Source organism: Streptomyces xanthii (assembly GCF_014621695.1).
GTDB classification, from domain to species: domain Bacteria; phylum Actinomycetota; class Actinomycetes; order Streptomycetales; family Streptomycetaceae; genus Streptomyces; species Streptomyces xanthii.
On record NZ_CP061281.1, the window covers coordinates 4,862,023 to 4,875,624 of the forward strand.

11 protein-coding genes are annotated in these 13,602 nt (G+C 69.3%); 3 read left to right on the top strand and 8 right to left on the bottom strand.

All coding sequences use genetic code 11. The annotated features are described in order from the left end of the window. Positions 1–8: 8 nt before the first annotated feature. From IAG42_RS38480 to IAG42_RS22065, 7 genes are all read right to left on the bottom strand, one after another. A complete protein-coding gene (locus tag IAG42_RS38480) occupies positions 9–1,916 on the bottom strand; it encodes a DNA cytosine methyltransferase (protein WP_317453332.1) in 1,908 nt (635 codons plus the stop codon). Beyond that, positions 1,913–2,812: a hypothetical protein gene (locus IAG42_RS38090; RefSeq protein ID WP_223206115.1), complete on the bottom strand. Its 900-nt coding sequence runs from the start codon at positions 2,810–2,812 to the stop codon at positions 1,913–1,915. The genes IAG42_RS38480 and IAG42_RS38090 overlap by 4 nt, the downstream gene beginning before the upstream one ends. After that, complete coding sequence (locus IAG42_RS22045) at positions 2,812–4,782, bottom strand: hypothetical protein (protein WP_188338680.1); 1,971 nt, start codon at positions 4,780–4,782, stop codon at positions 2,812–2,814. The genes IAG42_RS38090 and IAG42_RS22045 overlap by 1 nt, the downstream gene beginning before the upstream one ends. After that, entirely contained in the window at positions 4,779–5,795 is a 1,017-nt protein-coding gene (locus IAG42_RS22050; RefSeq protein ID WP_188338681.1) for a PD-(D/E)XK motif protein, read from the bottom strand. The genes IAG42_RS22045 and IAG42_RS22050 overlap by 4 nt, the downstream gene beginning before the upstream one ends. Further along, positions 5,792–8,389 carry a Z1 domain-containing protein gene (locus tag IAG42_RS22055; protein WP_188338682.1) on the bottom strand — a complete coding sequence of 866 codons (2,598 nt, stop codon included), beginning with the start codon at positions 8,387–8,389 and terminating at the stop codon, positions 5,792–5,794. The genes IAG42_RS22050 and IAG42_RS22055 overlap by 4 nt, the downstream gene beginning before the upstream one ends. A 229-nt stretch (positions 8,390–8,618) precedes the next feature. Next, complete coding sequence (locus tag IAG42_RS22060) at positions 8,619–9,050, bottom strand: very short patch repair endonuclease (RefSeq protein WP_188338683.1); 432 nt, start codon at positions 9,048–9,050, stop codon at positions 8,619–8,621. Positions 9,051–9,226: 176 nt separating this feature from the next. After that, entirely contained in the window at positions 9,227–9,616 is a 390-nt protein-coding gene (locus IAG42_RS22065) for a hypothetical protein (RefSeq protein WP_188338684.1), read from the bottom strand. Between the two features lie 238 nt (positions 9,617–9,854). On the opposite strand from IAG42_RS22065, the gene IAG42_RS22070 reads away from it, so the two are divergent. Continuing rightward, positions 9,855–10,163 carry a hypothetical protein gene (locus IAG42_RS22070; protein ID WP_188338685.1) on the top strand — a complete coding sequence of 103 codons (309 nt, stop codon included), beginning with the start codon at positions 9,855–9,857 and terminating at the stop codon, positions 10,161–10,163. Positions 10,164–10,174: 11 nt separating this feature from the next. On the opposite strand, the gene IAG42_RS22075 is transcribed toward IAG42_RS22070, so the two are convergent. After that, on the bottom strand, positions 10,175–10,720 hold the full coding sequence (locus IAG42_RS22075) for an AAA family ATPase (protein WP_188338686.1): 546 nt from the start codon (positions 10,718–10,720) through the stop codon (positions 10,175–10,177). A gap of 202 nt (positions 10,721–10,922) precedes the next feature. Between IAG42_RS22075 and IAG42_RS22080 the strand changes: the two genes are divergently transcribed. Both IAG42_RS22080 and IAG42_RS22085 read left to right on the top strand, forming a co-directional pair. Then, positions 10,923–12,359: a serine/threonine-protein kinase gene (locus IAG42_RS22080; protein ID WP_188338687.1), complete on the top strand. Its 1,437-nt coding sequence runs from the start codon at positions 10,923–10,925 to the stop codon at positions 12,357–12,359. 291 nt (positions 12,360–12,650) lie between these two features. Next, the gene (locus IAG42_RS22085; protein ID WP_188338688.1) at positions 12,651–13,529 is read left to right on the top strand and encodes a hypothetical protein; all 879 of its coding nucleotides are present in this window, start codon (positions 12,651–12,653) and stop codon (positions 13,527–13,529) included. Positions 13,530–13,602: the final 73 nt, after the last annotated feature.

Sequence of the window (13,602 nt, forward strand, 5' to 3'; positions counted from 1 at the left end):
GGCGAATCCTAGCCGGCGAGTGCGGTGGCGATCGCCTCTCCCACCGCTCGGGCCAGCGGGGGCGGGAGCGCGTTGCCGATCTGACGGTAGGCGGCCGTCTTCCCGCCGGCGATCTGCCAGGTCGAGGGGATCGACTGCAGCATCGCCGTCTGGGCGATCGTGAGCTTCGGCTGCTCGGTGAGCGGGGTGTCCGCGTCCGGAAGGTGGTCGGCCAGACTGTTCCCGTTCACGCCCAGCTGTTTCCAGGCATTCTTCGAACCCGTCGGGCCGAGGTCGGCACCGCCGCGACGATCCGAACCGCCGACGAGCGCCGGTGCCGGATGCCAGGCCCCGCGTACCCAGGCGTCCGCTCCAGGCCATCCTCCGGCGGCCATGGAAGGGCCGAGGGTCTCACCGACGGTCCGCACGCGCAGCACGGTCCGGGACGGCCACACGAACCGATCCGCGTACGGCTCCCGCAGGGCCACGAGGAAGCCGGATTTGCGATGCTGCGGAACGCCGAAGTCCGCGGCGTCCAGCACCTTCCAGAACACGCGGTAGCCCGCGGACCGGAGCTCCGCCTCCATCCAGGTGCGTTCGTTCTTGAAGTCGTCCTTCTCGACCAGGTCCGACATGTTCTCCAGCAGAACGGCTCGGGGACGGATCTGCGGGACGAGGGCCACCGCCTGCCGCAGCACGGCGCGCTCCTCCTCGTCGTCGTGGCGCTTCGTGGTGGCGGCGGACTTGATCCGGGGCAGGCCCGCGCTGAACAGGTCGACGCCCTGGACCTCGGGGTGATCCGCGGGGTCGAAGTGGAGAAGATCGCCGCAGACGACCTTCCATTCCGGTCGGTTGATCTCGATCGTCCAGCAGGCGTGAGCCTTCCGGTCCACGAGCAGCACCGGACGGAATCCCGCCTGTTCGAGCCCGCGGGCCTGGGCACCCGATCCGGAACAGACCTCGAACGAGGACAGGACCCTGGAGGGTTCGGGGAGGCCTGTGGTGACGTGGGTCGAGGCTGTCGTCGCGGCGGGCACGGCGACGGCCTCGACCGCGGGCCACGCCCTTTCGACGGGCGTCTCGTCCGGAGCCGGGCCCCGCGCACTGTCCTGGGAGGACTGCGCGAACACGGTGGCGAGGTGTTCCTCCACCACGGAGGCGCTCTCCGGGGACTCACCGTGCTTGACGTGCAGCAGCGCGGCGACCGACTCGCGTGCGACGGCGCGGAGTTCGCTGTCGAGCGTCTCCTCCTCGATCCCGTCGAACAGCACGAAGGGTGCCAGACGCAGCAGTCTCTTGAGGAAGTCCTGGAGCGTCTCGCGCTGGTTGAGCCCCTTCAGGTCCAGCTCGTTCCACACGCGCAGGATCGCCTTGACCAGGTGCGGGCTTCCGCCGAGCGCCGCTCGGCGGGCGTAGATCTGGTCGAACGCCGCCTCACCCAGGATGCCGAGTGCCTCGTACGGGCTGGGATCACCGGGCGAGTACACCAGCTGCGCGCGCCACCACAGACGCCCGAACACGTGGCGCGTCAGGTCGGTGCCCAGCACACGATCGCGCGGAGGGCGGGGATAGCGCCAGAAGGCGACATCCGGGAGCAGCACCAGCCCGAGGAACGCCCAGAGATCGCGCGACGCCGCCTCCGCGGGCACGAGATTCATCTGGGAGTGCAACAGCTCGGCGAGTCGAAGATCGAAATCGGCGTTACGGGTGCGGTCCGATTCCTCGGGGAACCCCGCTTGTCGGGCCAGATCCACGACGGACTCCCGCAGCGTCCACAGCTGCTCGGTACCGATCCGGTCGCCGCCCGTCGCGACATAGACGGCTGACGGATGCGACACATCCACACGTCGAGCCACGTCGACGATCGACAGTTCGCGGTACTCGTCGAACAGAGGCTTGGCCTGGCCCGCGAGCAGGCGAGGGTAGAGCAGGCTCACTGCGGCTCCTCGAAGATCTTCACGGCGGCCTGGAGTTCGGAGGCGAAGTGGCTCGGGTCATGTTGCCGGCGCAGCCGCACGTCGTTGATCGACTGCTCCGGAAACAGCCGGTGGAACAGGGACAGCAGCGTCGCCCCCAAGGACTCCTCGGGGTGGTCGGCGTCGTCCGTGAATTCGTCCTGCGACAGGGCGTACTCGATCATGGTGCGCGCGACATCCGCGTACACCGCCGAAAGCACGACGCGGTCGACCGGTCGCGGACGGGCCGCGTTCTGGAACGCCTCGGCCGTGGTCGTGTTCTTCTCGTTCACGAGCAGAAGCAGGGAGCCCATCGCGGCGCTGTCCAACTCACCGCTGATCTGGATGTGCCAGGCGGCACCGTTCGGGAAAGTGGTGTGCGCGAAGTCGATGACAGCCATGGGGAACTGCGGGGCATCGCCCTGGAGGCGCAGTTCGACACCGTCGTCCCAGAGAACGGAGCCGGCGCGTCTCGGTGCCGCGGGTCGGGCGTCGTCGCGCCGTTCCGCCAGAACGAGAGCCGTGTCCAGGAGAAGGACGCCACCGAGGTCGGCGCCCCGGAGCCGGAAGTCGAGATCGACCGTGCTCTCCTCGACTCCGTTCAAGCGGATGAGCCGACCTGGCCCCCGCAGGTTCGACCCCGTGGCCGTCCATACGACGGACAACAGGAGATCGGTGTCCTCCGGGAGCCCCGAATCGGCACGGGCGCGCGTCAGATCGACGGTCACGCGCCTGCGCAGGTGAAGGTCCATCTGGTAGTCCCAGTCGTCGATGGCCCGCGGCAGCGGCACCTCGCCGTCCGGTGTGACCAGGGACCACGCTTCGGCAGTGACGACGTCCCGGGGCGGGACACGGTAGGGAAGTGCTTGGCGGGGCATCAGTCCGTCACCGCCCGCACCTTGATCGCGATCTCGGTCATGGTGTCCGGAGCCGGCTCCACGAGAGCCCGCCACACCGCGTCACCACCGCTGATGTCGCACTCGGGGGACGTGTGCAGCGCGCCCTCGGGATCCTGCCAACCGAGCAGCACGGGCACGCGTGCCCCCGCCGGTGGGTCGGTCTCCCGCCCGCCCGTGCCCGGAAGCGTGACGGCCAGATCGGCTGACACCCGCTGAACAGCGTCGACGGGCAGCCGGAACGCCTGCACGAGCACGGACCGTTCGCCCAGGTCGTCGAAGTACGGGTCACCCACGTACTGGACGCGAGGCCTGATGCGTCGCACCGCGGAAGGTTCCGAAACGGCCGGTCCGTCTGCGCCGCCTTCCGAGTGCCGATCGGCCCCGTCCCGCGCTGTTCCTCGAGACCCACGCACGCGTACTTCGGTCTCAGGGCCCTCCTCCTCGTCGTTCCCCCGCTTGCGGGAGGTGAGTCCGGAGCCGGGCCTGGTGAACGATGTCGCGCCACCGATGCCCCAGGCCCCGCCGACCAGCCCGGAGAAGCGACTGCTGGCCGCACCGAGCGGTACCTGAGCCCCACCGGACTTGGCCCCGCCGCTCAGGGACAGCAGGTTGCTGATCTCTTCCTGGATACGGCGGAACGTGGTCCTGACGTAAGTGCTGTCCGGGGCCTCGAGCGAGTGCGGGTGCCAGGCGTCATGCGTGGGCGGCTCGGCCTTGGCGTACACCTCGTCCATGCCGTGATCGCCACGGAACACGCCGGCGTATCCCTGGTTCTCGCTGGGCGGCTTCGGGCCGGGGTGGTACGTCACCACCAACTCGGCCGGGCGCATGAGGCAGACGTGGTGGACCAGATCAGTGATCCCGACCATGCTCGACGCGGAGGACGACCGGAGCGCAGGCATGATCCGCTTCACGACGCCGAAGCGGCCGAGCAGCTTCCGAGGCTTGCCGCACAAGAGCTCTCGCCCCTTCTCGCCGCGCATCTGCTCGTACGCGGCGACGAAGAGCTTGAGCGGCTGGTGCGTGCGCGGATCCGGAACAGGGACGGTCTGACCGTCTCTCCTGACCTCGAACCGCATGGGAGGAGCGGCCCCGTCCTTCTCCAGCATCTTCGGCCACAGGTGCCAGCTGATCGTCTCGGCCAGGTACTCCGCGGCCTGAGGGACCTCCAGCCGCTGTTCGTCGCGCTCCAGCTTGGGATCGACCACGACGACCGAGGTGCCGGTCTCCTCGGGGCCGAACGGACGCAGCCCCAGTTGGTGCGCCACGGCATCGGCCTCATCGCCGATCAGCGGTTCGATGACATCGCCGGAAGTGTCGCCCCACCAGTGCCGGCCCGTGTAGCGCAGGGGGTTCTCGGGTGTGTCCCCGTAGTAGCTCTCCCACATGGCACACCCGATGAGCCGGGTCTCCAGCTCGCCGCGCGGGTTGCGACACCGGGTGTGGATGAGCACGGTGCCGCAGCGGGAGAGCAGGTAGAAGATGCCCTTGCCGAACCCGTAGGTGCCACCGCCGAACGGGGTGTCGCGGGGCTCACCGATATTGCGGACGAACGACACGAAGTCCCGGGACGCCTCGTCCGTCGTACGGTCGGCGCGCGTCGGCCCGCCCAGTCCTGTCGTGCCTCGGTCGGACACGGTCAGCAGGGGGATGGTGCTGCGCGAGAGCGAAGCTCGCAGGGGCAGGTGCTCGCTCTTCAGCGGCGCCTTGTTGAGCAGCAGCTCACGCCACACCGGGCCGTGCGCGGGCCCCACCGTGGACAGGTCGATCCGGTAGTCGACCGGGTCGGACGAGCCGGGCGGGCGCGCGTCCCAACTGTTCTGCGTGGACTCGCGGACCAGGATGGTCAACAGGTCCAGCTCCGGTCGACCGAGCTGATTGCGAATGCCCTCCGCCGCGCTGGCACCCTCCGGAGGATAGGGCTGCGAGTGCCAGGCCGGGGCGCTCACGCGGGCTCCCGCAGAAGGGCATCGAGGACCTCGGTGACGGCTTCCTCGGAGAGCGGTGCGAGGGACGGCCCGGTGAGGTCCACGGTGTACGCGACGTCCTCGACGGTCACCGGCACGCCCGCCTGCTCGAGCTCACGTCCGGTGAGCCGGGGGAAGTCCTTGCCCACGGGATACCAACGCTGCTCCGTCGCCACGAAGCGCGCCTCGGCGTATCGCTCGACATCCGCGGGCTGATAGCCGACGTGGCTCAGCAACCCGCGCAGGGACGTCTCGTCGTCGCACAGTTCCAGCGCCCGGTCGACCAGCTCGGGCAGCGACGTGCCTGAAGCGGACGCCGCGAGTCGGAACCACACCAGGTGGAGCGGGCCCCCTTCCGGTGCTTCCAGCTGGTCGAGGCCGTGTATCCGGGCGCGGCGGCCTTCGGTGTACGTGGAGCTCTTGACCTCGACGGCGCCGTGAGGAGAGCAGAAGTCGTGGCGGTGACCCGAGGGGCCGAGCCACAGGCGGTGCGCACTGGGGTCACGTTCGAGCATCGCGACCAGCACGAGCAGTTCGCCGAACAGCCCTGTGATCCGCTCACCGCTCAGTGGTGCCCCCTGGACGCGGAACAGCGACTTCCATCGATCCATGGCCCGGTAGAGCGCCTTGACCGGGTTGGCGGGAAGCTGCTCGGCGGTGTCCAGGACATCCGAACAGAGTGTGGCGAAGAGGTCGTTGAGGTTCCGCTCCAGGCAGCTGAGGTCCGCGTAGGTGCGATAGCTGGTCTCGTCCTCAAGGGGCCGCTTGCGCAGCTTGAGGACGGGGCCGTCGGGGCCCCGGCGCAGTTGCTGACGGGATTTCATGGGGACCAGGAGATGGCGGTGCCCCTCGTAGTCGACCGCCGCCATCAGCGCGCCGTCGTCCGTACCGATCGAGAGGTCGGTGACCCGGAGTCGACGTTCGGCCGTCACCGGCTCGGCCTCCAGCTCGGCCCAGCGCTCGTCGAGCAGGTCTCGCCACGAGTCGGTGCTCATGCGTCCTCACCTTCGATGAGGCGCAGCATCTCCTCCTCCTCGAAGTCCTCCAGCTGGACGCCGGAGAGGTCGGCCGAGACGTACTCCGGTTCGACGGCGGAGTCCGGGCCGTCGGGTTCCGGGAAGACGAGGCCCACGCCGATGACGTGTTCCTCCGCGTCGAGCGGCTGACGCTGCTTCTTGGCGGGGACGGGCTCGGAGTAGCGGTCGATGGGATACAGAGTCAGCAAGCCCGTGGTGGGGAGCTGTACGCGTCGTGCGTCCCGGAGTTGGTGCTCCGTCATGGAGCTGATCTCGCCCTCGAGGTCGATGCCCGCGTCCTTGCGACTCATCAGCGTCTTGATGTCCGCGAAGCCCTGGGACCCCGTGGCGAGCTTCGCACGGGTGACGCGACCGACCGTGACGCCCGGTGCGAACTCGAGATCGCTGTCGGGGCCCTTCGGCGGCCTGCCGATGACGGCCACGTTCCAGCGGCGCAGTGCGCCGGCACCGCGGACACGCTTCTGGATGTACTCGGTGATCAGTTTGGCGTTGTTCTCGCGGGCGAGCTTGGCGCTCTTCTCGCCCGATCCCTCGTGGAACTGGTACTCGCCCAGGAAGTTCAGGACGACGTCGTAGGGGACGTCACGGAAGATGATGCTGCCGTCGGAGGAACGGTCCTCCTTGGCCACCGCGTTGTTGGCCGTGATCTGGGAGATCAGCTCCCGGGCGGCCGCCAGGTTCTGCCCCAGCCACGGGGCGTCGGTACGGAAACAGTGTGTCTGCACGCGCGCGCCGCCGTACGAGGACACGGCCTTCACGGCGCTCTTCATCTTCGCCGCGGCGGTCACCTGGAGCGAGGGATGGGTGCGCAGACGTACGGCGAAGGTCAGCGGGTTCTCGTTCGGGTTGTGCAGATAGACGTCGATGTCCCGGCGCATCTCCGTCTCGACGGTCGCCAGATGACGGAACCATTCGGAGAGTTCGTCGGTCATCCAGATACGAGGAAGGTCGGCGTAGCCGTTGCGGAAGCCGAACCAGCGTCCCATCTGCAGCAGGGTGTCGTAGGCGGACACCGCGCGCACGAAGTAGCTGACCGAGAGACCCTCCAGGGTCAGACCACGCGACAGCGTGTTGCCGCCGACCGCGATGGCGACCAAGGGGCCGTTCTCGTAGTCGAGACGGTCCTGGCTGCTGGAGTTGTCCATGATGACCCGGCAGCTGCCCAGCACGCCGGGCAGTTCGGTCAGGAGGGCGTCGAAGGGGACTGCCGTCTCGCCGAACTCCTCCGCGAGGACCCGGCCGGTCTCCTTCTCCCACAGGACGCGCAGCTCTTCGAGGAGGCTCGGGTCGTCGATCGCGTCACGCACTTCGGCCCTCAGCTCCTCGAGCGGCGCGCGGAAGCTGTTGTGGACCGAGGTGTTGACGCTGGTGTGGATGAGCATCGTGTTGTGCGGGTTCCCGGTGCCACGCACCCGCCGCGCTGCCACGACGAGCCAGAAGTAGAGCACCGCGCGACGCAGGGTCTCAGTGATCTCCGGCGTGAACCCGTCCACCTCGGCGCGGGTGCTCGGGCGGACGTGCTCGATGTCCGTCCAGGGGACCGTACGGATCATGTCGTGGCCGTCGTCGATGTCCGAGGGGTCCTCGCCGTCCAGCGCGTAGCGGCCGAACAGCACCTCGGTGCCGAAGTGACCCACCGGCTTGGGCAGGTTGACGATGAAGTCCTGGGGGTAGAGGTCGTCGGCGCTGGGGTCGATCAGCAGGTTGGCGAACGGCGACGCCGTGTAACCGATGTAGGCGCTGCGCGGAAGCCCGGCCATGATGCGCCGGATCAGGGGATTGATCGACTTGGTGGCGACGGTCGCCTGGTCGGCCTCGTCGTCGATGATCAGCGCGGGGCAGCCCTCGAGATAGCTCTCGGCCCCCTCCAGCCACTTCGCGAGCTTGCGCAGTACCGTCGCGTTCTTCTTCACCACGCACAGGACGCGCGTCTTGTTGCTGTTGCCGAAGAAGGACGCGGCGTTCGCGGGCGGCACGAAGTCGTGGTCGAGGTTCGTCAGCTGGCTCCAACGATCCGGGTTCGGCTCGACGAGTTCGGAGACGAGTCGGGCCTGCGTCTGCCGGCGCAGCCCGTTGTGGATCCCGGAGAGGACGATGAAGAGCTTGTAGCCACGGTCAGCCGCCTTGGCCATCACCGCAGTGAAGTTGGTCGTCTTGCCCGACTGCACGTAGCCGAGCGCGAGCCCCCGCGTGGAGAAGGCGGGCTCGCGGGGGTGGTCCAGGAGAGACACGACCCGGGACGACGACTCGTCCAGCGACTTGATCGACGCGTCGCTCCAGCCACGGTCCTGCAGCGAGCGCTCCAGCGCCGGCCAACACCGGTCCCCGGGGCGCGGGCCGGTGTACCAGGTGTCGCGATTGCCGCGCACGACGGTCTGCGGCTCCTCCAGCTCCCGGATCCGGGCGAGCTTCTGCTCGTGCCGTTCCCGGATCAGCTCGATCTTCTCGGCGTCGATGCCGAACTGCTCCAGCCGCTTCACCGTCTCGGCCGGCGGCCACTTGTCGAGCATCTCGCTGAAGGTGTCGTACATGTCGTCGATCTCGTCGGACACGGTGCCTCTCTTCCCCCTGTCACCACGGAGAACAACCAGGGGGCGGGGCCGGGTCGGCAACGCAGACACGGATCTGCGCACGGTTCCGCACCTGTTTGTCTCGAACCAAGCAAACCGTAGCGGGTGGTCACGACAGCGCGGCAGAGAGTGGAGGCACTACTTCCTGACAGAGGGCGAGTTTGGCTGGATATGCCCAGGTCATGTGCGGCATTCAGGGTGGATCAGTTGATCAAGTTCCGGGTCCTGAGCTCTGGCCCTGCTCGCGCACGGCGCGCATCACGCGCTCGACCACGTCCTCCGGGGCCTCGTGCTCCCAGAACCGCAGCACGGTCCATCCCGCTGCCGTCAGATGCTCGGTCGTCTCACGGTCCCGCGCCATGTTCCTGTCCAGCTTCTGGCGCCACCACTCGGCGTTGGCCTTGGGCTGAGTCGCGTGCTGCGGGCAGCCGTGCCAGAAGCAGCCGTCGATCAGCACGGCGACCTTGGTCCGGGTGAACGCCACGTCGATCCGTCGCCGGGCCATCCCCGGCACCGGGTACTCGACGCGATACCGGAGGCCGGCCGCGTGCAGCAGGCGTCGCACCGCCAGCTCGGCGCCGGTGTCCTTGCTGACCTGGCGCTTTATGCGGGCGGATACGCCGGGGGAGGAGGGCGTGATCATCTGCTGGGGGCCTCATGCCTGCCGAGCTGTTCTGACAGGGTCGATCGTACGGAACGGTGCGGGACCGGAACCACGTACGGCGTGGTCGGACCGAGAGCATCCAGGCTCGATCTGGACCGGTCGGCATGCTGCGGTGTCGTCTGCGCCCACGTCGGAAGCCACGCTCCCCAGCCGGGCTATGAACCCGGGCGGCTTCCGTAGTAGGGGCTGATCGTTCGGGACAGTTTCCGTTGGATCGAGCGCAGAGTGGCAAGCGTCTCCGCGTCGTCGTACCCCGTGGTCGTCGGCCACTCGACGCCAGAGCCGACGAGGTCACTGACGAAGACGATCTCCGCGGCCAGGAGGGTGCGTGCCCAGTCCGCCGGGCTGAGCGGGGCGTCTGACTTCAGCGCGGCCCGGAGCCGTCGGCACTCGTCGAGCAGGTTCTGCCTGTCCGCGAATCCCATGCCGTAGGCGAGCTGATCGCTGCAGTGCGCCGGGCCGCCCCACTCTGTGAGCGCGCGAGCGAGCAGCTTGACCTCTGGGGGTGCCAGCAGTTCGCCAGCCCTTGTTGTGTCGTGCGGCATCGTCCACCTCTTCCTGGGACGTGTTCCTGCCCGAGGCCGCGTCTGCCGCTCTAGGTGCCGGGCGTCCGCGATCCCGTTGGCGTGCGTCGGTGCAGCCTACTGTCGGGGGTACTCCAAGCGGCGTGGTGCTCGGGAGGTGACCAGGGCAGGTCAAGGTACGGGGTGTGTCACCCGTACCGCAGGCGGGAGGCCGGGCAGCATGGGCTGGTCATTGCCGGTCCATCAGAAGGGAAACGGCGTGCGCAGAATGTCCGACGGCGCCCGCGAGATCCTCACCGTCACCCAGGAACTCGCCCGTAGCCGGGGGGCACGGGAGTGCTCAGCTCAGGATCTGGCCATCGCGGCGGTGATCTGTCGCAGGCTCACGCTGGAGCGGAACGAGTTCGCGGAGGGCGGGGCGCAGGAGACCACCTCGCCCGGGGTGCTGGGGGTGGGGGCTGCTCTGGAGCGGTGCCTGGGGGACTTGGGCGCGGGCGAACTGCACGTGGGGGAGCTGGTCGAGCTGGCCCTCTCGGAGAACCCTGGTATGGCCGATTACCTGAGGTGACCTGGGTTCTCTCAGTCGGTGATGCGGGCCGTGGTGAGGCCCGCGAGGATCGCGTCCACCGTTTCCTCCGGCGTCTGCTCCGACGTGTCGAGCCACAAGCCGAGTCGCGGTGTCTCCCGGCGCAGGGTGGTGTCGAGGGTGGTGGGGGTCCAGGGGCCGCCGTAGCCGGTCTTGGGGCGGGACGCCTCGCGGGTGGTGAGGGTTTCGGGGGGTGGGGAGAGGACCACGAGGTACAGGGGGCGGGTGGTCACCGAGGTGAGGAACGCGGTGAGGTGGTCGCCGAGGACGATGTCCTGGGCCACGACGGTCCAGCCCGAGCGGGCGTACAGGTCGGCGATCGTGGCGGTCGCCTCGTGGCGCAGCCGGAGCTGGGCCGTCGCCTCCGCGCTCGGTTGGGGCAAGAACTCCTCGCGGCCGGACACGATCATGCGTCGGAAGGTGTCGCCGCGCAGGTGTACGGAACGCGGGAGGCGTTCGGCGAGGAGTTGGGCGACGGTGGACTTGCCGGCCGCCATGGCGCCCGTGATGAGGATGACTGCCGAGTCGAGCTCCTGCACTGACGACCTCCGTCGGCGTTACGTGGGGGCGACCATGCTGTCAGGGTCGTGGGACGGGCGCCGCCGGATATCGACCGCGGGGCCGGCGCCGCAGGGGGCGTGGGCGGATCGTTCTTGCTGTGCGGCCGTACCGGCTTCGATACGCTCGGGGGCAGCCCAAGTGGTCGGTGGGATACGGGTGTTGGGGCGGGGGTGAGTGGCTATGGAGCGGATCGGGGACTACGTAGTGCTGCGGCTGCTGGGCAGCGGCGGCATGGGTTCCGTCTATCTGGCGCGCTCGCGGTCCGAGAGGCTGGTGGCCATCAAGGTCATCCGGCCCGAGTACGCAGCGGATCCCCGGTTCCGGGAGCGCTTCCGGCAGGAGGTCGAGGCGGCTCGCAAGGTCGGCGGTTTCCATACCGCCGCGGTGGTCGACGCCGATCCGGATGCCGTGCAGCCCTGGATGGCCAGCGCGTACATCGAGGGGCCGACACTTCAGGCGGAGGTCGCGCGGCGCGAGCGGCTGTCCGAGGGGGAGCTGTGGCGGCTGACCGCGGTCCTGGCCGAGGCGCTCGCGGCCATCCACCGGCACGGCCTCGTGCACCGCGACCTGAAGCCCTCCAACATCGTGCTGGCCTCCGACGGGCCCCGCGTCCTGGACTTCGGGGTCGCCCGGGTCGTCGAGGAGACCCGGCTGACGACCGACGGCGTGGTGGTCGGCACCGCGGGTTTCCACTCGCCGGAGCAGGCTCTCGGGCGTGCGGTCACGGGAGCGAGCGATGTGTTCGCCCTCGGCGCGGTTCTCGTGGCGGCGTCCGGCGGCAGCGCGTTCGGGCACGGTGAGCCGACCGCGCTGATGTTCCGGGTGGTGCACGAGGAGCCCGACGTCTCCACGGTGCCGCCGTCGCTGCGGCCCCTGGTCCTCGCCTGCCTCGCCAAGGACCCCTCCGGCCGCCCGACCCCGCTCGAACTGCTCGATCTGTGCGCCGCGCATGCCGGGGCCGCCGCCGCACCCGGGCACGACGCCACCGTGGTGGACGACGGGCCGCCTCCTGCTCACATGGCCCCGCCTCCTCCTCGCGCGGCCCCGCCGCCGTCGAGGACGGACCCGTCGCAGCGGCCGACCGAGACAGCGCCGCCGAACCCGTCACCGGCGCTCGCGATGTACCTCGTCGACCGGAGCGTCTGGTTTCTGCAGGTCCTGCGCAACGTGGCCGGGGTGGCCGGACTCGTCGCCCTAGCGGTCGTGGGCGCGCAGGCCCAATGGCCCGCATGGCTCGTCGTGGTGTGCGCGGTCGCCGCCTTTCTCCTGGGCGTACGGCTCCTGGGGCTGCTCGGCGCCGCCAAGGACAACCTCACCCTCAACAGCCGTGGCATCGGACTGGGCCCGCCGAACAATCTCCTGGTCATGCCCTGGAACGAGATCCGGTCCCTGGAGCTGAACCGGCGCCCGGGGTGGACGGATCTGACCGTCCGCCTCAGTGTGGTGCGTTCGCTCCCGACGGGCTACCACCATCCGAGCTGGGTCCGAAGCGACCCCGCGGACGTCATTCACATCCGTACGCGCCGACTCACGCCGGTGGGCACGGCTCCTCAACTGGACGCCAGTGTGCAGACGTTCGCGAGGTGGCAGCGGATCCGGGTGACGGAAAGTCAGTGACGTAGCATCAACTGCCGTTTCACTGTTGTCATTTACATCGGGTAGGGGTACGCACCTATGGCGGAACGAGGGCGGCCTGGGGAGGCCGCGCCTTCGGACGGCAGACCGGCCGGAACCGGCAGTCCGGCGGGCACCGGCAGTCCGGCGGGCGCCGGCAGTCCGGCGGGCGCCGGCAGTCCGGCGGGCACCGGCAGTGGGGCCGGAACCGGCCGTGGGGTCGGCACTCCGGCCGGAGCGGACGACGGCGGCGGGAATCGGCGGTCGTTCGTCGACGACGTCGTGCAGAGCGTCATGCCCGAGGCCGCCGGCGCCGACCGGCGTACGCGGAACCGGAAGATCTATCTCCGGGTGGGCTGGCTCGTGGCCAGTTCCGTCGTGCTGTTCCTCGTGACCAAGGGGGTCGACTGGATCTTCTCGGAGCACGACGCCAAGGTCGCCAGCGAGGCCGACGACAAGGTCGACAAAGCGGGGCCCGCGTTCACCGCGAGCGTCAAGGCGGACACCGAGTACACCGAGGCGTCGCTCTACGACGCCCCGTTCACGGACGCGGAGAAGGCGCAGCTCGTCGGGCCGCCCAAGGACCTGCGGCCGTTCGCCAAGGCGCATCACGCCCGCGGCGTGTTTCTGTCCGACGTCTGGAACCCCTCGATGCGTTCGCCGTGGCGCGGCTACTCCCAGGCGTGGCTCGTGGACCTGATCAGCGACCGCAAGGCCGCCTTCGTCATCAACGGCATGCGCGCGAAGGGCGTGAAGTGCACCCCCGCCAAGGCCACCACCGTGGTCGTGGCCCGCGGCGAGGGCGACGGCGGATACGTGGGCATGCTGTTCGACCTCACGCGCTCGGCCGACGTCCCCTTGCTCACCGAGCCCACCAACGACTACGGCAAGCCGTACTTCGCCCACAAGAAGATCGACCTCGGCAACGGGGCCACGCCCGGCGGGCTGCGCGTGCAGGTGACGTCCGGGACGAAGGACTGCACCTGGAAGGCGTTCGAGGTCACGTACGTCGACGCGGACGGGACCCACACCCAGGACATCACCGACAACGGGAAGCCCTTCTCCGTGCACGGCATCGCCGAGCACCCCGCCCAGATGTACCAGTTCAGCACCCAGGAGATTCAGGAGTGCGTACCGGCGGCGCGCGGGCAGATGGACTGCCCGCGGGGGTGATCGCTGGGCGGGGGCGGGACAGTGACTCGTACCGGACCCGCCGGCCGTCGCGTCCGGTGTAGAACGGGAGCGC

Coding starts and splice junctions, on each gene's coding strand:
- IAG42_RS38090 (WP_223206115.1), bottom strand. CDS start 2,812: ATGCCCCGCCAAGCACTTCCCTACCGTGTCCCGCCCCGGGACGTCGTC.
- IAG42_RS22050 (WP_188338681.1), bottom strand. CDS start 5,795: ATGAGCACCGACTCGTGGCGAGACCTGCTCGACGAGCGCTGGGCCGAG.
- IAG42_RS22060 (WP_188338683.1), bottom strand. CDS start 9,050: ATGATCACGCCCTCCTCCCCCGGCGTATCCGCCCGCATAAAGCGCCAG.
- IAG42_RS22065 (WP_188338684.1), bottom strand. CDS start 9,616: ATGCCGCACGACACAACAAGGGCTGGCGAACTGCTGGCACCCCCAGAG.
- IAG42_RS22080 (WP_188338687.1), top strand. CDS start 10,923: ATGGAGCGGATCGGGGACTACGTAGTGCTGCGGCTGCTGGGCAGCGGC.
- IAG42_RS22085 (WP_188338688.1), top strand. CDS start 12,651: ATGCCCGAGGCCGCCGGCGCCGACCGGCGTACGCGGAACCGGAAGATC.